At 73.7% G+C, this 21,126-nt stretch carries 20 protein-coding genes and 1 riboswitch; of the genes, 6 read left to right on the forward strand and 14 right to left on the reverse strand.

Features of this window, described 5'->3' with window-relative positions; genetic code table 11:
* Positions 1 to 145: 145 nt before the first annotated feature.
* Positions 146 to 220, reverse strand: a complete 75-nt coding sequence (locus ACFY8U_RS16195) for a 50S ribosomal protein bL37 (RefSeq protein ID WP_099895366.1) — start codon at positions 218 to 220, stop codon at positions 146 to 148.
* A 100-nt stretch (positions 221 to 320) separates the two neighbouring features.
* Positions 321 to 1,445 carry a cobalt-precorrin-5B (C(1))-methyltransferase gene (locus ACFY8U_RS16200; RefSeq protein ID WP_389570398.1) on the reverse strand — a complete coding sequence of 375 codons (1,125 nt, stop codon included), beginning with the start codon at positions 1,443 to 1,445 and terminating at the stop codon, positions 321 to 323.
* 12 nt (positions 1,446 to 1,457) lie between these two features.
* Between ACFY8U_RS16200 and ACFY8U_RS16205 the strand changes: the two genes are divergently transcribed.
* A complete protein-coding gene (locus ACFY8U_RS16205) occupies positions 1,458 to 2,234 on the forward strand; it encodes a cobalt-precorrin-6A reductase (protein ID WP_389570401.1) in 777 nt (258 codons plus the stop codon).
* A 259-nt stretch (positions 2,235 to 2,493) separates the two neighbouring features.
* Here ACFY8U_RS16205 and ACFY8U_RS16210 read toward each other — a convergent pair whose 3' ends face one another.
* The 3 genes from ACFY8U_RS16210 to ACFY8U_RS16220 are packed head-to-tail and all read right to left on the reverse strand — an operon-like array spanning position 2,494 to position 6,094.
* Positions 2,494 to 4,002, reverse strand: a complete 1,509-nt coding sequence (locus ACFY8U_RS16210; protein ID WP_389570404.1) for a precorrin-2 C(20)-methyltransferase — start codon at positions 4,000 to 4,002, stop codon at positions 2,494 to 2,496.
* Positions 3,999 to 4,634: a precorrin-8X methylmutase gene (locus tag ACFY8U_RS16215; protein WP_361600651.1), complete on the reverse strand. Its 636-nt coding sequence runs from the start codon at positions 4,632 to 4,634 to the stop codon at positions 3,999 to 4,001. The genes ACFY8U_RS16210 and ACFY8U_RS16215 overlap by 4 nt, the downstream gene beginning before the upstream one ends.
* Positions 4,635 to 4,648: 14 nt before the next feature.
* Entirely contained in the window at positions 4,649 to 6,094 is a 1,446-nt protein-coding gene (locus tag ACFY8U_RS16220; RefSeq protein WP_389570406.1) for a cobalamin biosynthesis protein CobG, read from the reverse strand.
* Between the two features lie 58 nt (positions 6,095 to 6,152).
* Positions 6,153 to 6,286: riboswitch (cobalamin riboswitch) on the forward strand.
* A gap of 38 nt (positions 6,287 to 6,324) precedes the next feature.
* Between ACFY8U_RS16220 and cobN the strand changes: the two genes are divergently transcribed.
* On the forward strand, positions 6,325 to 9,936 hold the full coding sequence (gene cobN, locus ACFY8U_RS16225) for a cobaltochelatase subunit CobN (protein ID WP_389570409.1): 3,612 nt from the start codon (positions 6,325 to 6,327) through the stop codon (positions 9,934 to 9,936).
* Here the strand turns inward: cobN and abc-f are convergent.
* From abc-f to ACFY8U_RS16240, 3 genes are all read right to left on the reverse strand, one after another.
* On the reverse strand, positions 9,933 to 11,516 hold the full coding sequence (abc-f, locus tag ACFY8U_RS16230; protein WP_389570412.1) for a ribosomal protection-like ABC-F family protein: 1,584 nt from the start codon (positions 11,514 to 11,516) through the stop codon (positions 9,933 to 9,935). The genes cobN and abc-f overlap by 4 nt on opposite strands.
* A gap of 107 nt (positions 11,517 to 11,623) precedes the next feature.
* On the reverse strand, positions 11,624 to 12,577 hold the full coding sequence (locus ACFY8U_RS16235) for a nucleoside hydrolase (RefSeq protein ID WP_389570415.1): 954 nt from the start codon (positions 12,575 to 12,577) through the stop codon (positions 11,624 to 11,626).
* 176 nt (positions 12,578 to 12,753) lie between these two features.
* Positions 12,754 to 13,713, reverse strand: coding sequence for a D-2-hydroxyacid dehydrogenase family protein (locus ACFY8U_RS16240; RefSeq protein ID WP_389570418.1), 960 nt, complete (start codon positions 13,711 to 13,713; stop codon positions 12,754 to 12,756).
* A gap of 185 nt (positions 13,714 to 13,898) precedes the next feature.
* Between ACFY8U_RS16240 and ACFY8U_RS16245 the strand changes: the two genes are divergently transcribed.
* Positions 13,899 to 15,323 (forward strand): hypothetical protein, encoded by a 1,425-nt coding sequence (locus tag ACFY8U_RS16245; RefSeq protein WP_389570420.1) that lies wholly within the window; start codon positions 13,899 to 13,901, stop codon positions 15,321 to 15,323.
* Here the strand turns inward: ACFY8U_RS16245 and ACFY8U_RS16250 are convergent, their stop codons facing one another.
* Positions 15,324 to 16,109 carry a PP2C family protein-serine/threonine phosphatase gene (locus ACFY8U_RS16250; RefSeq protein ID WP_389570423.1) on the reverse strand — a complete coding sequence of 262 codons (786 nt, stop codon included), beginning with the start codon at positions 16,107 to 16,109 and terminating at the stop codon, positions 15,324 to 15,326.
* A gap of 170 nt (positions 16,110 to 16,279) precedes the next feature.
* On the opposite strand from ACFY8U_RS16250, the gene ACFY8U_RS16255 reads away from it, so the two are divergent.
* On the forward strand, positions 16,280 to 16,579 hold the full coding sequence (locus tag ACFY8U_RS16255) for a hypothetical protein (protein ID WP_361435228.1): 300 nt from the start codon (positions 16,280 to 16,282) through the stop codon (positions 16,577 to 16,579).
* Between the two features lie 28 nt (positions 16,580 to 16,607).
* Here ACFY8U_RS16255 and ACFY8U_RS16260 read toward each other — a convergent pair whose 3' ends face one another.
* From ACFY8U_RS16260 to ACFY8U_RS16280, 5 genes are all read right to left on the reverse strand, one after another.
* Positions 16,608 to 17,060, reverse strand: coding sequence for an iron chaperone (locus ACFY8U_RS16260; protein ID WP_389570426.1), 453 nt, complete (start codon positions 17,058 to 17,060; stop codon positions 16,608 to 16,610).
* A gap of 135 nt (positions 17,061 to 17,195) precedes the next feature.
* Positions 17,196 to 17,819: a glyoxalase gene (locus tag ACFY8U_RS16265; protein ID WP_361600539.1), complete on the reverse strand. Its 624-nt coding sequence runs from the start codon at positions 17,817 to 17,819 to the stop codon at positions 17,196 to 17,198.
* Positions 17,816 to 18,337: a helix-turn-helix transcriptional regulator gene (locus tag ACFY8U_RS16270; protein ID WP_389570429.1), complete on the reverse strand. Its 522-nt coding sequence runs from the start codon at positions 18,335 to 18,337 to the stop codon at positions 17,816 to 17,818. Before ACFY8U_RS16270 ends, ACFY8U_RS16265 begins: the two co-directional genes overlap by 4 nt.
* A 27-nt stretch (positions 18,338 to 18,364) precedes the next feature.
* Complete coding sequence (locus ACFY8U_RS16275) at positions 18,365 to 18,775, reverse strand: VOC family protein (RefSeq protein WP_361435224.1); 411 nt, start codon at positions 18,773 to 18,775, stop codon at positions 18,365 to 18,367.
* A gap of 10 nt (positions 18,776 to 18,785) precedes the next feature.
* Positions 18,786 to 19,862 carry a LysR family transcriptional regulator gene (locus tag ACFY8U_RS16280; protein WP_389570432.1) on the reverse strand — a complete coding sequence of 359 codons (1,077 nt, stop codon included), beginning with the start codon at positions 19,860 to 19,862 and terminating at the stop codon, positions 18,786 to 18,788.
* A gap of 72 nt (positions 19,863 to 19,934) precedes the next feature.
* On the opposite strand from ACFY8U_RS16280, the gene ACFY8U_RS16285 reads away from it, so the two are divergent.
* Both ACFY8U_RS16285 and ACFY8U_RS16290 read left to right on the forward strand, forming a co-directional pair.
* Positions 19,935 to 20,594 carry a maleylpyruvate isomerase family mycothiol-dependent enzyme gene (locus ACFY8U_RS16285; protein ID WP_389570434.1) on the forward strand — a complete coding sequence of 220 codons (660 nt, stop codon included), beginning with the start codon at positions 19,935 to 19,937 and terminating at the stop codon, positions 20,592 to 20,594.
* Positions 20,595 to 20,638: 44 nt separating this feature from the next.
* Positions 20,639 to 21,118, forward strand: coding sequence for an SAM-dependent methyltransferase (locus tag ACFY8U_RS16290; protein ID WP_389570437.1), 480 nt, complete (start codon positions 20,639 to 20,641; stop codon positions 21,116 to 21,118).
* Positions 21,119 to 21,126: the final 8 nt, after the last annotated feature.

Raw genomic sequence — 21,126 nt, forward strand, 5'->3', positions numbered from 1 at the left:
CCCGTGCGGTCCCTGCCGCCTGGCGGCGCCCGTGGGGCAGCACCTGCCCCACGGCGTGCTTGTGGGGTGGCCCGCGAGCGGCTGGGCGGCTCCCGCCGCCTGACGCGCCCGGGCCGGACACCCGGTGGGTGTCCGGCCCCGGCTTTCAGGCGTTCGGCCGCTTGCCGTGGTTCGCCTTCTTCTTCTTGCGGGCGCGCTTCTTGTTGCCTCGCTTCGCCATGGGCACTTCCCTCTCTACGTGGGGGCCTTGCCCTCGCCAGCCTAGGTTCGCGCGGCAGCGGCCGCATCCGGTGTGCCGGCGTGTCGACGCGGCGGTGCCGCTACGGCCCCGCCACCGCCGACCGCCCCACCACCGTGCCCGCGCGGTCGATGCAGACGACGTCGACCGCGACCGGGGCGCCGCGCAGGACCGTGAGGGACTCGTCGCGGGCGCGGGCGGCCACCAGGTCGCCGAGGGGGACGCCCGCGGACTCGCAGAGGCGGAGAGCCGCCAGGCCCGTGTTCGCCTCGGCGATCTCGGCGGCCAGGGACTCCGACGCGCCGCCCGCGCGGGCCAGGTCCGCGAGGAATGCCTTGTCGACCTGGGAGCGGGCCGAATGGAGGTCCAGATGGCCCGCGGCCAGCTTGGAGAGCTTGGCGAAGCCGCCGCAGACCGTGAGGCGGTCGACCGGGTGGCGGCGGATGTACTTGAGGACGGCGCCCGCGAAGTCGCCCATGTCGAGCAGGGCGATGTCCGGCAGGTCGTAGAGCGTCGTCACCGTCTTCTCCGAGGTGGAGCCGGTGCAGCCCGCCACGTGCGTCAGACCCGCCGCGCGGGCCACGTCCACGCCCCGGCGGATGGAGTCGATCCAGGCCGAGCAGGAGTACGGCACGACGATCCCGGTCGTCCCCAGGATCGACAGGCCGCCGAGGATCCCGATCCGCGGGTTCCACGTCGACCGGGCGATCTCCTCTCCGTGGTCGACGGAGACCGTGATCTCCACGTCGCCGCCCGCGCCGTGCGCCGCCGCGACCTCCGCCACGTGCTCGCGCATCATCTGCCGCGGGACCGGGTTGATCGCCGGCTCGCCGACGTCCAGGGGCAGGCCCGGCAGGGTGACCGTACCGACGCCGGGACCGGCGCGGAACACGACGCCCGAGCCGGCCGGGAGGAGCCGTACCGTCGAACGGATCAGCGCCCCGTGCGTGACGTCCGGGTCGTCGCCGGCGTCCTTCACGACCGCCGCCATGGCGTGGCCCGCCGTCAGCTCCTCGGCCGCGAGCGCGAACGCCGGGCGCCCGCCCTTCGGCAGCGTGATCGTCACAGGGTCGGGGAAGTCGCCCGTCAGGAGGGCCGTGTACGCGGCCGTCGTGGCCGCCGTCGCGCACGCCCCGGTCGTCCAGCCGGGGCGCAGACCGGTGTGCTTGAGTTGGGCGTCGCGCCCGCCGCCTGCGCTCACGCTCATGAAAGGGCTCCCGTGCACGTACTCATTCTCGGGGGGACCACCGAGTCCCGCGCCCTCGCCGCGCGCCTCCAGGAGCCAGGCGCCGCGACCGTACGGGTCACCAGCTCGCTCGCCGGACGGGTCGCCGCCCCCCGGCTGCCGGCCGGGGAGGTCCGGATCGGCGGCTTCGGCGGCGTCGAGGGGCTCGTGGAGTGGGTCCGCGCGCACGCCGTGGACGCGCTCATCGACGCCACCCATCCCTTCGCGGAGAACATCAGCTTCAACGCGGCCCGGGCGGCCGCCACCGCCCATGTTCCCCTGCTCGCCCTGCGCCGCCCCGGCTGGGTCCCGGCGGCCGGGGACGACTGGCACCAGGTCGCCTCCCTGGAGGAGGCGGCCCGGACCCTGAACGGGCTGGGGCGGGGGCACCTCCCGGGACGAAGTCCTTGGGGGAGGGTGTTCCTGACGACCGGCCGGATGGGGCTCGCAGCGTTCGCCGACTGCCCGCAGTGGTTCCTCGTACGGTCGGTGGACGCCCCCGAGCCGCCGATGCCGGCCCGCACCGAAGTCCTCCTGGACCGGGGACCGTTCACCCTGGAGGGAGAACGGGAGCTGCTCGCCCGCCACGCCGTCGACGTCCTCGTCACCAAGGACAGCGGCGGCGCGGCGACGGCCCCCAAGCTCCAGGCCGCCCGAGAGGCGGGCGTCCCGGTGGTCGTCGTCCGCCGCCCGCCCGTCCCGGAGGGCGTCCGGGTGGCGACGACGGTCGAGGAGGCCGCCGCCTGGGTACGGGGGCGGGCGGGCGCCTGACGCGGTCCGCCTCGCCTTCCGACCCCGCGCCCCCGTCGGCGTCGCGACAGCCGCCGGGCCCCGGCGGCCGTTCGACGAACCGTCCACGGGCAGCGCGGAGTTCCGCCGGATCTGGGGCAGCGGCGCGGTCCTGATGTGCCCGCCGCGCCCGGAGAGCCGGGTCTGGTCGTGCACGCGTACAGCGCCGAGGAGGGCGGCGGAAAGACCGCCGCCCTCGCCCGCCTCGTCGCGGCGGCCGCGGTCAGGCCGACGGCCGCGGTCACGCCTCCGGATACCGTCGCGGCGTCCAGGTGATCGTGCGGCCGTCGCCGCGCTCGACCGCGCGCGTCTGCGACGAGCCGATGAGCAGCAGTGTCCGCATGTCGACCTCGGACGGCTCCAGGGTCTTCAGCGTCACCACCCGTACCGACTGCTCCGGTCCGCCGACGTCCCGCGCGACGACCACCGGGGTCTCGGGCGAGCGGAGTTCGAGGAGCAGTTCACGGGCCGCCGCCACCTGGTGCGTACGGGACTTCGAGCCCGGGTTGTAGAGCGCCAGGACCAGGTCCGCCGAGGCCGCCGCGCGCAGCCGCGCCGCGATGACGTCCCAGGGCTTGAGGCGGTCGGAGAGGGAGATGGTCGCGTAGTCGTGGCCCAGCGGGGCGCCCGCCGCGGCCGCCGCCGCATTCGCGGCCGTCACACCCGGGAGGACCCGTACCGGAACGTCCGCGTACCGCCCCTCCGACGCCACCTCGAGGACCGCCGTCGCCATCGCGAAGACGCCCGGGTCGCCGCCCGAGACGACCGCGACCCGGCGCCCGCGCCGGGCCAGGTCGAGGGCGAACTCGGCGCGCTCGGACTCGACCTTGTTGTCCGAACCGTGCCGGAGCTGGCCGGGGCGCAGCGCCGGGACCCGGTCGAGGTACGTGGTGTAGCCGACCAGGTCGTCGGCGTTGACCAGTGCGCCGCGCGACTCCGGGGTCAGCCAGGGCGCGCCCGCCGGACCCGTGCCGACGACCACGACCTCGCCGCCGGTCTCCCGGGACTCGGGGGTGACGGCGTCGATACGGGAGGGCAGCACGGCCACCGAGAAGTACGGCACCGTCTCCGCGTCGACCTCGGCGAGGATCTCCGTCCGCTCGCCCGCCATGAACGCCCGCTCCACGTAGCGCGCGTCCTCCAGCCGGCCCGCCCGCTCCAGGGCGCGCCGCACGGTGGGGAACGTGCGGCCGAGCTTCATCACGACCGCCGAGTCCGTGCCCGCGAGCCGTGCCGTCAGCTCGTCCTCCGGCAGCGTGCCGGGAATGATCGTCAGGACCTCCTCCGCCTCGCACAGCGGCTCCCCGAGCCGGGCGGCGGCGGCGCTGACGGAGGTGACACCGGGGATGACGGTGGTGTCGTAGCGGTCCGCGAGGCGCTTGTGCATGTGCTGGTACGAGCCGTAGAAGAGCGGGTCGCCCTCGGCGAGCACGGCCACCGTGCGGCCGGCGTCCAGGTGGGCGGCGAGGCGGGCGGACGCCTCCTCGTAGAAGTCGTCGAGCGCGCCCCGGTAGCCGCCGGGGTGGTCCGTGGTCTCCACCGTGAGCGGGTACATAAGCCGCTCCTCGATGTGGTCCTCGCGGAGGTGCTCGGCCGCGATCGAGCGCGCGATGGAGCGGCCGTGGCGGGCGGAGTGGTACGCGATCACGTCGGCCGAGGCGATGGCCTTCACGGCCGCCAGCGTCATCAGGTTCGGGTCGCCGGGGCCGAGGCCGACGCCGTACAGCTTGCCGGGGGCGTCGGCGCTCATGCCTGGATCTCCGCTTCGGTCGCGAGGGCGTTGATCGCGGCGGCGGTCATGGCGCTGCCGCCGCGCCGGCCCCGTACGACGAGGTAGTCGAGGCCCAGGGTCTGGGCGGCCAGCGCGTCCTTGGACTCGGCGGCGCCGATGAAGCCGACGGGGATGCCGAGGACGGCGGCCGGGCGGCCGGCGCCCTTCTCGATCATCTCCAGGAGGTGGAAGAGGGCGGTGGGCGCGTTGCCGATGGCGACGACGGAGCCTTCGAGGCGGTCGCGCCAGAGTTCGAGCGCGGCGGCGCTGCGGGTGGTGCCGAGCTCGGCGGCGAGTGCGGGCACGGACGGGTCGGAGAGCGTGCAGACCACGTCGTTGTCGGCGGGCAGCCGCTTGCGGGTCACACCGCTGGCGACCATCTGCGCGTCGCAGAGGACGGGTGCGCCGGCGCGCAGGGCGGCGCGGGCGCGGGAGACGACCTGCGGGGAGTAGGCGAGGTCGCGGACGAGGTCGGTCATGCCGCAGGCGTGGATCATGCGGACGGCGACCGTGGCGACGTCGGCGGGCAGATCCGCGAGGTCCGCCTCGGCGCGGATCGTGGCAAAGGACTGGCGGTAGATCTCCGCGCCGTCCTTCTCGTAGGCGAACATCGTGTCGTTCTCGCTCATCTCGTTGTGCGGGCCGTTGCGACTGCTTCGGTCAGGGAGTTACGGGGGGTGGGGCGGCCGTCCACGAGGTAGGTGCCCTCGGCGGTGGCGACGACGTCGACCCAGGTGCCGGGGGCGCCTTGGGGGTGGCCGCAGCGGCGCTCGCACCCGGAGAAGTGGACGGGGACGCCGGGCGCGCCGGGAACGGCGTCCGCGCGGACGTCGGCGAGGGACTTGGCACAGCCGGGCCGCCCGGTGCAGGCGCCGACGCCGACCCGGGGGTCGTCGGGTCGGGTGATCAGCCCGGCCGCGTCCAGCTCGGGAAGCCGTGTGCTGGGGGACCCGACGACGACGGCCCCGCGCCAGGGCGTGAGCCGCACCTCGTCGGCGGGCAGCAGCGCGCGCAGTTGGGCGACGGTCAGCCGCCCGAGGGGCGCGAGGACGTGCAGCGCGTCGCTGCCGAGGAGCCCGGGCGCGGGCGGCGCGCCGTGCGGCAGCGGCGGCGCGGGGACGACGGGACGGGCGTCGACCCCGGCCCGCGCGAGCGCGGCGGCGAGGTCGAGGAGGCCGGCCCCGGCGCCCGGCGCGTCGGTCGTTCCGGCGCCCGCGCCCGGGGAGTCCGCGGGTCGGAGGCCCGGCAGCTTTTTCGCGTCGGCGGCGTCGATGGCCTCCGCGCCCGTCGCGCCGGCGCCCGGCAGCTCCTTCACACGCCACGCGCCGTTCCCGGCCGCTTGCGCGGCCCGCAGGAACGCGTCGGCCGCGGCGAGCGCCGCTCGCGGCGCGTCGGCGCCCGCGACGCGGAACGCCTGCCCGCCGACGTACAGCAGGGCGTCGGCCGCGCGCGGGACCGCGCCGACCAAGCCCCCCGCCGAGGCCCGCGCTCCGCCGGGCGGTCGGCTGCCGCCCGTGACCCGGGCTTCGTCCGCCCAGGGTCCTGCTGCGATCAAGGTCACATCTCCCCCGAGACCGGCCACGTCACCGCGGCCGTCGTCCAGGGCGAAGAGGAAGCGGCCCGACAGGGCAGCCGTCCAGGGCTCCGCGCACAGCAGCGCGTCCAGCTCGCGGGCCCACAACTGCACGTCCGCGTGGCCGAGTCCGTCCAGTCCGGCCGTCGGCGAGGCGACGATGTTGCGGACGCGTTCGTGGGTGTCCGAGGGGAGAAGGCCCGCTTCCGTCAGGCGGTCCGCGAGTTCCGCGCCGCAGCCCTCGCCGAGGCCCCGCAGCTCCACGTTCCCCCGGGACGTGACCGTAACCCGGCCGTCGCCCAGAGACTCCGCCGCCGACGCCAGGACGTCGATCTGACGTGGCGTCAACAAGCCTGCGGGCAGGCGCAGTCGGGCGAGACCGCCGTCGTCGGCGGGGTGCAGGCGCAGCGCGCCGGGGCAGGCGTCGCCGCGGTCCCGTATGAGAGGTTCGCCCCGGTTGGGCGTTGTGGGTGGGGTGGGCGACATGGCCGCGAGCATACCCACGTGATTCCGGGCGACCCCTGGGGACGACCCCTCCCCGCCGTGCGCACGATCTACTATGCAGAACGGCATGGGGTCCCAGGACCCCGGGGAGGAAGCCCGGTGAGAATCCGGCGCGGTCCCGCCACTGTGAGCCAGGCCCCGGAAGGGGCCGGGTGAGTCAGGAACTCCCGCCGTCCATACGACCACCCGGGGCGCGGACAACCCCGAGGAAGGCCTGCGCACGCATGCGAATTCTGTTGCTGTCGCACTCCGACACCGACCTGCTCAGCGCCCGCGCGGCCGGCGGCCCCGTCGCGTACCGGTTCGCCAACCCCTCCCGTCTCGCCCTGGACGATCTGCCCGGGCTGCTGGACGACGTCGACCTCGTTCTCGTACGGCTCCTCGGCGGTCTGCGTGCCTGGGAGGAGGGCCTCGAGGCCCTGCGGACGGCGGAGAAGCCGCTGGTCGTGCTCTCCGGCGAACAGGCCCCCGACGCCCAGCTGATGGAGGCCTCCACCGTCCCCGTCGGCGTCGCCACCGAGGCGCACGCCTACCTGGCGCACGGCGGCCCCGCCAACCTGGAGCAGCTGGCGCGCTTCCTCTCCGACACCGTGCTGCTCACCGGCCACGGCTTCGACGCCCCGGCCGCCGCGCCCACCTGGGGCCCGCTGGAGCGCACGCCCCGGACGACCGACGGCCCGACGGTCGCCGTGCTCTACTACCGCGCCCACCACATGAGCGGGAACACCGCCTTCGTCGACTCGCTCTGCGAGGCGATCGAGGACCAGGGCGCCCGCGCCCTGCCGCTCTACGTCGCCTCCCTGCGCGCCCCCGAGCCGGAGCTGCTCGACACCCTGCGCGCGGCCGACGCGATCGTCACCACGGTCCTCGCGGCCGGCGGCACCAAGCCCGCCGAGGCGCAGGCCGGCGGCGACGAGGAGGCGTGGGACGCGGGCGCGCTCGCCGCCCTCGACGTACCGATCCTGCAGGCGCTCTGCCTCACCGGCTCGCGCGCGGCCTGGGAGGAGAACGACGAGGGTCTCTCCCCGCTGGACGCCGCGAGCCAGGTCGCCGTGCCCGAGTTCGACGGCCGGCTCATCACCGTCCCGTTCTCCTTCAAGGAGATCGACGAGGACGGCCTCCCGGCCTATGTCGCCGACACCGAGCGCGCCGCGCGCGTCGCCGGGATCGCGGTACGGCACGCCCGGCTGCGCCACATCCCGAACGCCGGGAAGAAGCTCGCCCTGGTCCTCTCCGCGTACCCGACCAAGCACTCCCGGATCGGCAACGCGGTCGGCCTCGACACCCCCGCCTCCGCCGTCGCGCTCCTGCGCCGCCTGCGCGAGGAGGGGTACGACTTCGGCCCCGTCGAGGAGATCCCGGGCCTGGTCTCGGGCGACGGCGACGAGCTGATCTACGCCCTGATCGAGGCGGGCGGCCACGACCAGGACTGGCTGACGGAGGAGCAGCTCGCCCGCAACCCCGTCCGTATCCCGGCCGCCGACTACAAGCGCTGGTACGCGACGCTCCCGGCCGAGCTGCGGGAGGCCGTCGAGGAGCACTGGGGCCCGGCGCCGGGCGAGATGTTCCTCGACCGGTCCCGCAACCCCGAGGGCGACATCGTCCTCGCCGCCCTGCGGCGCGGGAACCTGCTGATCCTCATCCAGCCGCCGCGCGGCTTCGGCGAGAACCCGATTGCGATCTACCACGACCCCGATCTCCCGCCGTCCCACCACTACCTGGCCGCCTACCGCTGGATCGCGGCGCGCGCCGAGGACGGCGGCTTCGGCGCGGACGCGATGGTCCACCTCGGCAAGCACGGCAACCTGGAGTGGCTGCCCGGCAAGAACGCGGGCCTGTCCGCCGCCTGCGGCCCGGACGCGGCGCTCGGCGACATCCCCCTGGTCTACCCGTTCCTGGTCAACGACCCGGGCGAGGGCACGCAGGCCAAGCGGCGCGTGCACGCGACCCTGGTCGACCACCTGGTGCCGCCGATGGCGCGCGCCGACTCGTACGGCGACATCGCGCGCCTGGAGCAGCTGCTCGACGAGTACGCGCAGATCTCCTCCATGGACCCGTCCAAGCTGCCGGCGATCCGCGCGCAGATCTGGACGCTGATCCAGGCGGCGAAGCTCGACCACGACCTGGGACTCGAGGACCGTCCGGAGGACGACGGCTTCGACGATTTCCTGCTGCATGTCGACGGCTGGCTGTGCGAGGTCAAGGACGCGCAGATCAGGGACGGTCTGCATGTGCTCGGCGGTGCCCCGACCGGCCCCGAGCGCGTGAACCTGGTCCTCTCGATCCTGCGCGCCCGGCAGATCTGGGGCGGTACGCAGGCCCTGCCGGGTCTCCGTGAGGCCCTGGGTCTGGACGAGTCCGCCGCGACCCGGACCACCGCCGACGAGGCGGAGGCGACGGCGCGCGAGCTGGTCGAGGCGATGGAGGCGGCGGACTGGTCCGTGGACGCGGTCCCGGCGGTGGCCGAGGCGTACGGTCCCGACGTCGCCGCCGTGCTGCGCTTCGCCTGCGAGCAGGTCGTGCCGCGGCTCGCCGCCACGACCGACGAACTCGCGCACGCCGTGCACGCGTTGAACGGCGGCTTCGTCCCGGCCGGCCCCTCCGGGTCACCGCTGCGCGGCCTGGTCAACGTGCTGCCGACCGGCCGCAACTTCTACTCCGTCGACCCCAAGGCCGTCCCCTCCCGCCTCGCGTGGGAGACCGGCCAGGCGCTCGCCGAATCGCTCCTGGAGCGCTACCGCTCCGACAACGGGGAGTGGCCGACCTCCGTCGGGCTCTCCCTCTGGGGTACGAGTGCGATGCGCACGGCGGGCGACGACGTGGCCGAAGCCCTTGCGCTGCTGGGCATCCGCCCCACGTGGGACGACGCCTCGCGCCGGGTGAACGGCCTGGAGCCGATCCCGCTCGCCGAGCTCGGCCGCCCGCGCATCGACGTCACGCTGCGCATCTCGGGCTTCTTCCGGGACGCGTTCCCGCACGTCATCGGGCTCCTCGACGACGCCGTACGGCTGGCCGCCTCGCTCGACGAGCCGGCCGGGGACAACTTCGTACGGGCGCACGCGCAGGCCGACCTGGCCGAGCACGGCGACGAACGGCGCGCGACGACCCGGATCTTCGGCTCGCGGCCGGGTACGTACGGCGCGGGCATCCTCCAGTTGATCGACTCGCGCGACTGGCGGACGGACGCGGACCTCGCCGAGGTGTACACGGTGTGGGGCGGATACGCGTACGGCCGTGGTCTGGAGGGCCGTCCGGCGCGCTCGGAGATGGAGACGGCGTACAAGCGGATCGCCGTGGCCGCGAAGAACACGGACACGCGCGAGCACGACATCGCCGACTCGGACGACTACTTCCAGTACCACGGCGGCATGGTGGCGACCGTCCGTGCGCTGACGGGCACGGCCCCCGAGGCGTACATCGGCGACTCCACCCGCCCGGAGACGGTCCGCACCCGGACCCTGGTCGAGGAGACCTCGCGGGTCTTCCGCGCCCGGGTGGTCAACCCGAAGTGGATCGAGGCGATGCGCCGCCACGGCTACAAGGGCGCGTTCGAGCTGGCGGCGACGGTCGACTACCTCTTCGGCTACGACGCGACGACCGGTGTGGTCGCCGACTGGATGTACGACAAGCTGACGGAGACGTACGTCCTCGACCCGGAGAACCAGGCCTTCCTGAAGGAGGCCAACCCCTGGGCCCTGCACGGCATCGCGGAACGCCTCCTGGAGGCCGAGTCGCGCGGCATGTGGGAGAAGCCGGACCCGGAGACCCTGGCGGCCCTGCGCCAGGTCTTCCTGGACACGGAGGGCGACCTGGAGGACGACGGCTCCGAGGGCTAGGCCTCAACGGAGGCCGGGGCCGGGGTCAGTTCGAGCCGACGGCCCCGGAAGCCCGCGCGGATGCGGCGGTCGTGGGTGACGATCACCAGGGTGCCGGGGTAGGTGGCGAGCGCGGCCTCCAGTTCCTCCACCAGGCCGGGGGCCAGGTGGTTGGTCGGTTCGTCGAGGAGGAGCAGGTCCGCCGGGCGGGTGACCAGGCGGGCCAGCTCCAGCTTGCGGCGCTGGCCCGTCGCCAACTCCCGTACGGGCGTGGTCAGATCGGCCGCTCCGAAGAGCCCGAGCCGGAGCAGCTCCTCCTCCCGGCCCGCCCCGAACGCCGCGGCGACCGTACGGGGGTCGTCCGGAAGCGAGGTGTCCTGGCGGAGCATCCCGACCCGGGGCGGCGCCGTCACCGTCCCGCTGTCCGGGGCGAGTTCGCCCGCGAGGACCCTGAGCAACGTGGTCTTGCCCGCGCCGTTCGGGCCGGTGACCAGGAGGCGCTCGCCGGGGACCAGGTGGAGGGAGTCCAGGCGCAGCCTGCCCTCCACCCGTACGTCCGTCAGCGCGACCGCGCCCGCGTCGCCCTCGATGTCCGTCGTGAACCGCAGTGGTTCCGGGGGCGGCGGCACCGGGTTCTCGGTGAGCCGGTGGAGCTTCTCCCGGGCGGCCCGGATCCGGCTCATCGCACCGTGCGCGCGTGACCGGGCCCGGAACGCGCCCGCCCCGCTGAAGGACGCCGGGGCCTTGCGCGGGATGGCGGAGAAGCGGTCGATGTTCGTGTCGGCGAGCGCCGAGTGGCGGGCGGTCTCGGCCCGCCACTCCTCGTACTCCCGCTCCCACCGGGCCCGTTCGGCGGCCCGCCCGGCCAGATAGCCGGCGTAGCCGTTGCCGTACCGGCGCACTGTGCGCTGCTCGTGGTCGACCTCCAGGACGGCGGTGGTGACCGCGTCGAGGAAGGCGCGGTCGTGGGTGACGGCGACGACCGTCCCCCGGTGGGTGCGCAGCCGTTCCTCCAGCCAGGCCACGGCCTCGTCGTCGAGGTCGTTGGTCGGCTCGTCGAGCAGCAGCAGTTCGGGGTCGGCGGCGAGGGTCGCGGCGAGCGCGAGGCGCGAGCGCTGCCCGCCGGAGAGGGTGCCGAGGGGGCGGTCGCGGTCGAGCGGTGCGCGCTCGCCGAGTTGCCGGAGCGTCGTCTCGACCCGCCGGTCGGCGTCCCGCCCGCCCCGCGCCTCGTACGCGACGAGGAGCGCGGCGTATCCGTCGAGGTCCTCGGTGTGCGCGAGCGTCGCCTCGGCCGCCCGGATCGCCCGCTCCAGCTTCCGTACGTCGGCGAGCGCGGCGTCGACGGCGTCGCCGGCGGTCGCGGTGCCCGGGAGGTCCAGGGTCTGGGCGAGGTGGCCGAGACCGCCGGGGGAGTCGACGGTGACGGTGCCGTTGTCGGACGGCTCCAGGCCGGCGAGGAGCCGGAGGAGGGTCGACTTCCCGGAGCCGTTGTCGCCGACGACCCCGACGCGTTCGCCGGGCCGGACGGTGAGGGAGACGCGGTCGAGGACGAGCCGGTCGTCGTAGCGCTTGGTGACGTCGGTGAGATGGACACGGAACAAGGGCGGATCCTTCGCCTGGGCGACAGGGAACAGTGATACGAGACGTCTCGTCTCGTGTTGTTCGACCATAGAGGCCTGCTCGCCCTTCCGCAAGACGCTGCGTCTCGTCAGTCCCCGGCGTGCTCGCCCAGCACCCGCACGGCCTCCACGATCAGCTCCCAGAAACCTGCGACGTCGACCTCCATGCCCACCTCCGCGTTGGCCGGGCGGCCCGTCACTCCCAGCAGGTCCACCACTGTGGCGCCCCGCGTGTACGTGCCCGTCAGCTCGACCGACACCGCCGCCCGCACCAGGCTGATCAGCGACGGGTCGATCAGATGCGCCACGGTCAGCGGATCGTGCAGCGGCGGCGCGTCGAAGCCGAACACCTCGCGGTACGTGCCGGCGAAGTACGTCAGCAGCTCGACGCAGAGCTTGGCCAGCGGCGTCCCGAGCGCCGCGATCCGGGAGACGACGTCGGCGGTCGCCCGGGCCTGGTGGGTGGCGTTGAGCCCGAACATCGTGATCGGCAGGCCGCTGGAGAAGACGATGTCCGCCGCCTCCGGGTCACAGACGATGTTGAACTCCGCGGCCGGGGTGGTGTTCCCGCGCCCCGTCGAGCCGCCCATCAGCACGATCCGCTCGATGCGTGGGGTCAGTTCCGGGTGGGCGAGCAGAAAGGTGGCGATGTTGGTCAGCGGGCCGGTCGGGACGAGCGTCACGGGCGCGGGGTGCGCGAGCAGGGTGTCCCGGATCAGGGTGCGGGCGTCGCGCGGGTCCTGCGGGACGTCCGGCTCGCCGTCGCCGAAGCCGGGGCCGTCGAGCCCCGAGCCGCCGTGGATGTTCTCGGCGACGAGCGGCGCCCCGTGCAGCGGGCGGTCCCGGCCGGCCGCGATCGGCACCCCGCGGATCCCGGCGACGGCGCACACCCGGCGGGCGTTGAGGGTGGTCTTCTCCACGGTCTGATTGCCCGCCACGGTGGTCACGGCCAGCAGATCGACGGCCGGATGGGCCGCGGCCAGCAGGATGTTGAACGCGTCGTCGTGACCGGGATCGCAGTCGAGGATCACGGGTACGGGCATACGTCCACCGTCCCACACGACCGCCCGGCCGTCACGGCTCCCGGCTGCGTCGTGCCGCCCTCACGAGGCCCGGGCGGCTCTGGGGCCCCTGTCACGGCCTTTGGGGCTGGAGGCGCCCGGCACGACGCCCGGGCGGCTGGAGGCCCCCACGTCACCCGGGCCGCGCCTCCGGGGCGTCAGCCCAGGGTCCGTACCGGCGTACCCGCCAGATACGCCTCGATGTCCTCCACCGCCTGCCCGAAGTAGCGGTCGTAGTTGCCCCGCGTCACATACCCGAGGTGCGGCAGCGCCAGGACGTTCGGCAGCGTGCGCAGCGGGTCGTCGGCCGGGAGCGGTTCGGTGGCGAAGACATCCAGTCCTGCGCCCGCGATCCAGCCCTCGCGCAGCGCCCGCAGCAGCGCCTCGCCGTCGACCAGGCCCGCCCGGGAGGTGTTGACCAGGTACGCCGACGGGCGCATCGCCCGCAGTTCGGGCTCCCCGATCAGCTCACGGGTCCGCTCGGAGAGCACCATGTGCAGCGACACCACGTCCGCGCGCTCCAACAGCTCCCGCTTGTCCGGCACGTACGCGACCCCGTGCTCCGCCGCCCGCTCCGCCGTCAGGTTCGGACTCCAGGCGGCGACCTCCATGCCGAAGGCGAGCCCGACCCGGGCGACCCGGCCGCCGATCTTGCCGAGGCCGACGAGCCCGAGCGTCCGCCCGGACAGGTCCGCGCCGACCGTCGACTGCCAGGGCCCGCCCTCGCGCAACGCCTGCGACTCGGCCCGTACCTGCCGGGCCAGGCCCAGGATCAGCGCCCAGGTCAGCTCGGCGGGCGGCTCGGAGCTGCTGGCCGTACCGCAGACGGTGATCCCGAGCGCGGCCGCCGCCGTCAGGTCGATGGAGGCGTTGCGCATCCCCGAGGTGACCACGAGCCGCAGCCGGGGCAGCCGGCCGAGCAGCTCGGCGTCCAGCGGTGTCCGCTCCCGCATGACGACGAGGATCTCGCAGTCCTCGACCGCCGCGACCAGCGCGTCCGGGTCGGTCAGGTGCTCGCGCAGGACGCGTACGTCGACGCGGTCGGCGAGCGGGCTCCAGTCGGCGGACGACAGGGCGACGCCCTGGTAGTCGTCGAGTACGGCACAGCGCAGCTTCATGCCCCCATGATCGCGCGGCCGGGCGATCGTACGACAGGGGCCGGCATCCTGCCTCGCGCTGCTGCTGCACCCGGACGACGGCCCACGATCGGCCCCGCTCGGAGCGACAAACCCGTCACCCGACCGGAGACTTGGCCCGATGTGCCCGTGCTCCAGGCGTACGGCCCCGACGAAACGGTACGTCGATGAACACACCGGAATCCGACCGCGAACTGGAATCCCTGCGGGCGCGGGTCGCCGCCCTGGAGGAGGAGGCGGCGCGGCCGCCCGTGCGCCGCCACCGGCTGCGGTCCTTCTTCGCCGCGCTCCTGATCGTCCTCGGCTGCGTCCTCGCCCCGCTGGGCATCGTCGCCGCCTGGACGGCCGACGAGGTCGGCGACACCGACCGTTACGTGGAGACGGTCGCCCCGCTCGCCTCCGACCCCGACGTCCAGGCCGCCGTCGCCAACCGCGTCACCGGCGCGGTCATGGAGCACATCGACCTCAAGGATCTCCTGGAGGGCGTGGCCCCCGAGCAACGCCCGCTCCTGGAGAAGGCCCTGGGCAGGCTCGGCGACTCCCTGGAGGGCGCGGTCCGCAGCTTCGTGCACGAGAAGGCCGAGGAGGTCGTGTCCTCCGACGCCTTCGAGACCGTCTGGACCGACGCCAACCGCGCGATCCACACCTCGGTCGTCCGCGCCCTCACCGGCAGCGGGGAGGGCGCGGTGCAGATCAAGAACGACACGGTGACGCTCGACCTCGCGCCCGTCATCGAACGCGTCAAGACCCGCCTGGTCGACTCGGGCCTCACGGTGGCCGAGAAGATCCCCGAGGTCCACACCGACTTCACGATCCTCAAGTCCGACGACATCGGGAAGGTGAAGACCGGCTTCCGGCTGCTCCAGCTCATGGGCTTCTGGCTGCCCGTCATCGCCGTCCTGCTCGCCGCGGGCGGTGTCCTGCTCTCCGTCCACCGCCGCCGTTCCCTGATCGCCGCGGCCCTCGGCTTCGCCGGGGCGGCGCTGGTCCTCGGCATCGGCCTGACCGTGTTCCGTACGGTCTATCTCAACGCCCTGCCCGACACCGTCTCGCAGGCCGCCGCCGGCTCCGTCTACGACGCCTTGATCCGGCTCCTGCGGACGACGGTCCGGATGGTCGTGACCCTCGGGGTGGTGCTCGCCGTCGCGGCCTGGCTGTCCGGACGGGGCCGGTCCGCCACGGTGGTCCGGCAGCTGTGGCACTCGGGCATCGCCGCGACCCGCGCGACGGCCGACCGGTTCGGCATGCGCACGGGCCCGGTCGGCCCGTTCGTGCGGCGGCACCGGGCGTGGATCACCTGGATCCTGGTGGCGGCGGCGATCCTGGCGTACGTCCTCTGGAGCTACCCCACGGGGTGGGTGGTGCTCGGCCTGGCGCTGGCGCTGCTGTTCGCGCTGGCGGTGGCGGAGTTCCTGGCGGACGCGCCGGACGCGCCGGACGCGCCGGGGGAGACGGAGGAGATGCCCGACCACTCCCCGAAGGGTCCGGGCGGGACCTCTCCTCCGGGCGGGACCTCTCCTCCGGGCGGGACTTCACCTCCGGGCGGGACCACATCCCCTGGCGGGACCTCGTCCCCCGGTGGGACCCCGTGATCACTCGCCGAGCTCGCCGATACGGACCAGCGCGAGGGTGATGTTGTCCGGCCCGCCGGCGTCGATGGCGGCCTTCCACAGCTCGAAGGCCGCCCTGCCGTCGTCGTGGACCCGCAGCAGCTCCTCGATCTCGTCGTCCGGCACCGGGTCGGTCAGCCCGTCGCTGCACACGAGATAGCGGTCGCCGGAGGAGAGCGGGAAGGCGGCGACGTGCGGGGTGACGGCGTTGAACGTGAGGCTGCCGCCCAGGGTCTGGGTGACCGCCGACGTGGTGCGGTGGCCGGGCGCGGGCGGCGGACTGTCGTCCACGCTGACCTGGCGCAGCCCGTCCCCGGCCGCGTGGAAGACCTTGCTGTCGCCGACGTTGAACGACAGCAGCGACTCCGTCAGAACGAGCGTGCCCGCGACCGTCGTCCCCATGGTGGCCAGCTCGGGACGGCCGTCGGCGGCCGCGTACACGGCACGGTTGCAGAGGTTCAGCGCCTCGCCGACGGTCTCCGTACCGTCGAGCGCGGGCCCCAGCGCCGCGAGCCGGCGGACGACCAGGGCGCTGGCCACCTCACCCGCCGGCTGGCCGCCGAGCCCGTCCGCGACGGCGACGAGGAGCGGTCTGTCCACCGGGAACACCAGGGTCTGGGGGCTGTCGGTCACCGTTCCGCACAGGGTCCACGGCCCGACGACGAGGCTGTCCTCGTTGTGCTCGCGCAGCAGCCCGGCATGGCTGAGCGCGGTCACGGCTATGTACGGCGCCACGGCGTCCCGCCTCCTCACGCCTCGTACCCCCATTGTCCCGCTAGGCCGCCTCGCGTGCGGAAGCGCGTCGCGGGTGTACGGCGCGTTCCACGGTGACGAGGTGTCCCACCTGGACGACCCGGCATGCGGTGCGCGCCCGGCCGTCGCACGCTGGTCCTGAGCCGCCCGCCCGCAGGGGAAGGCCGAGGAAAGGACGTCCCTCGATGTTCGCGAGGCTGAGCACTTACCAGGGGTCACCGGTTCCGCCGGACGGCGACCTGACCGCCAAATCGGAGGCGATCGTCAAGCAGGTCGAGAACCTCCCCGGTTTCCGGGGCGCGTACTACCTCGTGGACCGGGTGACGGGAAAGTCGCGGTCGCTGACCTTGTGGGCGGACGAGGCGTCGATGGTGGAGAGCGAGGAGGAGGCGGCGCGGGTACGGCTCGAGTCGTCCCACCGGGAGGGCCAGCGGGTGGTCTCGGTGGACCACTTCGAGGTGGCCTTCGTCCGCCTGGCGCCCTGACTCGACGGGCGCCGCGGCGGGACCGGCGTCAGCTCGCCGCCCGCTTGACGAGCGCGGCGATGAACGCCTCGTCGTCGGCGGTGAGCCGCGTCAGGGCGAAGGCGGTCGGCCACACGGTGCCCTCGTCGAGGTTGGCGGGGTCGTTGAAGCCGAGGGTGGCGTAGCGCGCCTTGAACTTCGCCGCGCTCTGGAAGAAGCAGACGACCTTGCCGTCCTTGGCGTACGCGGGCATCCCGTACCAGAGCTTGGACGTGAGGTCCGGTGCGGCGGCCTTCACGATGGCGTGGATCTGCTCGGCGAGGACGCGGTCCGCCTCCGGCATCTCGGCGATCTTCGCGAGCAGGTCGCTCTCGCCGTCCGCCTTGGCCGCGCGCGGGCTGCGGGTGGACTTCTTCAGCTCCTTGGCGCGCTCTTTCATCGCGCCCCGCTCCTCGTCGGTGAAACCGTCGTACGACGTGGTGGCGGCGTTGTCGCTCTTCATGGCAGGCCTCTCGCAATGCTCGGTCGGGGCAGTTCTGGAGGGGACGCGTGCGGGTGGTGCGTGCAGGGTGGTGCGTGCTCGGTGGTGTGTGCTCGGTGGTGTGTGCCGGTTACCGCGTGCTGTGTACGGCCCGGTTCAGATCCGGCTGGTCGCCGAGGCGGGCTCCCAGGTGAACCCGTCAGGGTCGGTGAAGGCCCCGGATCCGCCGCTGAGGACGAGCCGGTGCGAGCCCGTGCCGTCGATGGGGACACCGACGTCCTTGGCAAGGGCGCGGCGGCCGTACAGGGCGAGCTTGACGGGACCGGATCCGGCGGCGAACTCGACGTACTTGCGGCCGAAGCTCTTCGCCACGGTGAGGCCCTGCTCGACGTAGAACTGCTTGCTCTCGGCCACGTCCGTGGCTCCGAGCAGGAGCACGATCTGCTCGATGTGCCGGGTGGCCGGGCCGGTGTCCTTCTTCGCGGACGTCGCGATCTTCCAGATGGTGCCGTCGGGTGCCTGGACGACGCCGCCGTAGCCCCAGAAGGACTTCGACGCGGGCTTCAGCGCCGTGGCGCCGGCGTCGAGGGCGGCGTCGACGAAGGCTCTGACGTCGGCCGGCTGGGAGACCGTGAGCGACAGCGAGAAGCCGCGGAAGCCGGTGGTCGGGGCGTCCGAGGCCCGCAGGCTGATCCGGTCGGCCAGGCCGAAGGCGGTGTAGAAGCGTTCGGCGGCCGTGGTGTCGGCCACCTCGAGGGTGACGGTGTCGATGGAGTTCATGACTGCCACGCTAGTGACGGCACGGGTACAAGTGCTTCTCGATTCCTGACCGTTCCCGTCGCCTGCTCCGTCACGCATGTCGGCAGCACCGCGGCACCGGCCGCAGCACCGGCCACCGCACCGCCCACCGCACCGGCCGCACCACCGTCCGCCGACTGGCGGCGGTAGTCGCCGGGCGCCATGCCGACCAGCTCGGTGAAGCGCGCGCCGAAGGTGCCGGGCGACGAGCAGCCCACCTCGGAACAGACCTCGGTGACGCTCAGGTCGCGATGGCGCAGAAGAGCCATCGCGCGTTCGACGCGCCGCGTCATCAGGTACGCGTACGGCGACTGGCCGTAGGCCTGGCGGAACTGGCGGCCGAGATGCCCGGCCGCCATGCCGGCGCCACGGGCGAGCGCCTCGACGTCCAGGGGCCGCGCGTACTCCCGGTCGATCCGGTCACGGACACGGCGCAGCCGCGCGAGGTCCTTCAGGCGCTGCGCCGCGACGAGTGCGCTCGTCCACGCGGGATGGCACATGGGGGAACTCCCTTCCGGCCCTACGGCTCAGCGGACTTCCTGGATGCGGACGAGGTTGCCCGCGGGGTCGCGGAAGGCGCAGTCCCGCACGCCGTACGGCTGCTCGGTCGGCTCCTGCACGACGTCGACGTCCCCGGCCTGCACCTTCTCGAAGGTGCCGTCGAGGTCTGGGGTGGCCAGCAGGATCCAGCCGTACGTCCCCTTGGCCATCATCTCGGCGATGGTGCGCCGCTCGTCCTCGGTGATCCCGGGGTCGGCGGCCGGCGGCGCGAGGAGGATGGAGGTCCCGGGCTGTCCGACGGGCCCGACGGTGATCCAGCGCATCTTGCCCTGTCCGACGTCACTGCGGACCTCGAAGCCGAGGACGTCCCGGTAGAAGGCCACGGCGGCGTCGGGGTCGTCGTGCGGAAGAACGGTGGTGTGAATGGTGATGTCCATGCCCACCACGCTAGTTGGGCCGGTGGGCCACCGCTTCTTGATTCCTGACCGAAGCGCCGCCCCTCGCCCCGCCCGCTGCCTCTGCCGCATGTGCGCTCGACGCGGCGTCGACGGTGCCGAGGCCGCTCCGCAGACGGTTCAGCAGCGCCCCGGCGGCGGGGCCGGTCGGCCCTGTGGTCCGCCAGGCGAGGGCGATCCGAGCGCGAGGCTGCGGCTCGGCGAAGGTCAGGACCCGTAGGCCGAGGGCCGAGGCGAGGTGTTCCGGAATCCTCGGCACCGCGGCCACCCCGAGTCCTCGGGCGGCGAGCTGGGCCAGGAACCGCGGATCGGCGGCTTCGAAGACCACACGCGGCCGGAACCCGGCCCGTGCGCAGGCACGTTCCAGCACCCCGCGGGTGCCGGTGCCGCGCGGCAGGCTGATCAGCGGTCGGTCACGGAGCGCCTCCAGGCGCAGGCCGGTGCCGCCGGCGTCCGTGAGCGGGGATCCGGCCGGGTCCAGGGTGCCGCCGCGCCGCGCGGATCCGTCCGGTCCGAGCGAGTCGTCCGCCAGGAGTGCGTCGTCCGGGGCGACGGCGGCGACCAGGGGCTCGTCGATCAGGACCTGAAGGCTGACCCCCGCCGGTGGTTCCTCGTCCGCGAGCCCGACCAGGGCGATGTCGAGCGAGCCGTCCTGCAGCGCCGCCAGCATGCGTTCCGACGAGTCCTCCGTCAGGGTGACCTCGATCCGCGGATGCTGTTCGTGGAAGGCGGCCAGGACCGCGGCCAGGTCGAACTCGTGGACCGCGGCCCCCGAGACCACGCCGATCGTGACCCGACCCCGGAGCAGCCCGCTGAACTCGTCCACCACCTGCCGGGCGCCCTCGACGGCGGCGAGCGCGGTCCGTGCGTACGGCAGCAGAGCAGCGCCGGCCTCCGTCGGTGTCACCGTCCGGCCCGAGCGGTCCAGCAGAGGCTGCCCGAGCTCCCGTTCGAGGTGCCGGATCTGGGCGCTGATCCCCGGCTGAGCCACGTGCAGGCGGGCGGCGGCCCGGGTGAACCCGGCCTCCTCCACCACCGCGACGAAGTACTGCAACTGCCGGAGCTCCATAACCGTTGATTCTAGGAGGGAGAACAACAGGCTCTTGGACTTATGGGTCCGTCCGCGACCACCCTGGACGGCATGGGAGACAGCACGCACGGACGCACGGCACGGAGGAAGGACCTCGCGGCGGCGATCGCGGCCGAACGCCGGGAACTGGCGGACCTGTTGGACGCGCTGCCGGCGGAGAGCTGGGACAGCCCCACGTTGTGCGGGGGATGGCGGGTGCGTGAGGTCGCGGCCCACATGTCGCTGGGATTCCGCTCCTCACTGCCCAGGACGGCGCTCGAACTCGTCAGGGCCCGCGGACGCCTCCACCGGATGACCGACCGATGCGCGCGGCGCGACGCGGCCCGGTACTCCACGAGAGAACTCGCCGCCCTGCTGCGGGACAACGCGTGGCATCCCTGGACGCCACCGGTCGGCGGCGCCGCGGCGGCGCTCGGCCACGACGTCGTGCACGGCCTGGACATCACGGTCGCGCTCGGTCTCGACCGCCGGGTTCCCGACGACCGCCTGCGGATCCTCCTCGCCGGTGTCGACGCCAGGACGCTCAGGTTCTTCCGGGCGGAACTCGACGGGGTCGAACTCCGTGCCACCGACCTCGACTGGTCCTTCGGCACCGGGACACCCGTACGCGGCGCGGCACAGGACCTCCTTCTCCTCGCCTACGGCCGCAAGCTGCCTCCGGGACGTGTGCAGGCGGAGTCCGGCAGCCCGGGACTCCGTCGACAACGGTGAGTACGGTGGGCCGCGACCACTCCTTCCCACGAACGGAGCACCACATGTCGGAGCACGGTTCCCCGGGCGAGGTGGTCTCGGATCCGGTCGGCCGGGTGGTCGGCGGGCGGGCGGACGTCCGTGACGACGAGTGGGGAGAGGTCTCCGCGGTGATCCGGCTGGACGAGCGGTTCGGTCCGGACGCCCTCGCGGGCCTGGACTCCTTCTCGCACGTGGAGGTCGTCTACCACTTCGACCGCGTGCCGGTGGAGAAGGTGCAGACCGGCGCTCGGCATCCGCGCGGCAACACCGACTGGCCGCTGGTCGGCATCTTCGCCCAGCGGGGCAAGAACCGCCCCAACCGGCTCGGGGTCTCCCGCTGCCGGCTGCTGCGCGTCGAGGGACGCGACATCCATGTGCAGGGCCTTGACGCCGTGGAGGGCACGCCCGTCCTCGACATCAAGCCGTACATGTCCGAGTTCGGCCCCCGCGGCACCGTCACCCAGCCGGACTGGGCCACCGAGATCATGCGCCGGTACTACTGAGCCCTGCC

It is taken from the genome of Streptomyces sp. NPDC012508, from assembly GCF_042902595.1.
Lineage (GTDB): Bacteria > Actinomycetota > Actinomycetes > Streptomycetales > Streptomycetaceae > Streptomyces.

Coding starts and splice junctions, on each gene's coding strand:
- ACFY8U_RS16270 (WP_389570429.1), bottom strand. CDS start 18,337: ATGTGCCATCCCGCGTGGACGAGCGCACTCGTCGCGGCGCAGCGCCTG.
- ACFY8U_RS16245 (WP_389570420.1), top strand. CDS start 13,899: ATGAACACACCGGAATCCGACCGCGAACTGGAATCCCTGCGGGCGCGG.
- ACFY8U_RS16260 (WP_389570426.1), bottom strand. CDS start 17,060: ATGAAGAGCGACAACGCCGCCACCACGTCGTACGACGGTTTCACCGAC.
- ACFY8U_RS16210 (WP_389570404.1), bottom strand. CDS start 4,002: ATGAGCGCCGACGCCCCCGGCAAGCTGTACGGCGTCGGCCTCGGCCCC.
- ACFY8U_RS16255 (WP_361435228.1), top strand. CDS start 16,280: ATGTTCGCGAGGCTGAGCACTTACCAGGGGTCACCGGTTCCGCCGGAC.
- ACFY8U_RS16265 (WP_361600539.1), bottom strand. CDS start 17,819: ATGAACTCCATCGACACCGTCACCCTCGAGGTGGCCGACACCACGGCC.
- ACFY8U_RS16275 (WP_361435224.1), bottom strand. CDS start 18,775: ATGGACATCACCATTCACACCACCGTTCTTCCGCACGACGACCCCGAC.
- ACFY8U_RS16285 (WP_389570434.1), top strand. CDS start 19,935: ATGGGAGACAGCACGCACGGACGCACGGCACGGAGGAAGGACCTCGCG.
- ACFY8U_RS16240 (WP_389570418.1), bottom strand. CDS start 13,713: ATGAAGCTGCGCTGTGCCGTACTCGACGACTACCAGGGCGTCGCCCTG.
- ACFY8U_RS16280 (WP_389570432.1), bottom strand. CDS start 19,862: ATGGAGCTCCGGCAGTTGCAGTACTTCGTCGCGGTGGTGGAGGAGGCC.
- ACFY8U_RS16215 (WP_361600651.1), bottom strand. CDS start 4,634: ATGTTCGCCTACGAGAAGGACGGCGCGGAGATCTACCGCCAGTCCTTT.
- ACFY8U_RS16235 (WP_389570415.1), bottom strand. CDS start 12,577: ATGCCCGTACCCGTGATCCTCGACTGCGATCCCGGTCACGACGACGCG.
- ACFY8U_RS16290 (WP_389570437.1), top strand. CDS start 20,639: ATGTCGGAGCACGGTTCCCCGGGCGAGGTGGTCTCGGATCCGGTCGGC.
- ACFY8U_RS16200 (WP_389570398.1), bottom strand. CDS start 1,445: ATGAGCGTGAGCGCAGGCGGCGGGCGCGACGCCCAACTCAAGCACACC.
- cobN (WP_389570409.1), top strand. CDS start 6,325: ATGCGAATTCTGTTGCTGTCGCACTCCGACACCGACCTGCTCAGCGCC.
- ACFY8U_RS16220 (WP_389570406.1), bottom strand. CDS start 6,094: ATGCTCGCGGCCATGTCGCCCACCCCACCCACAACGCCCAACCGGGGC.
- ACFY8U_RS16250 (WP_389570423.1), bottom strand. CDS start 16,109: ATGGGGGTACGAGGCGTGAGGAGGCGGGACGCCGTGGCGCCGTACATA.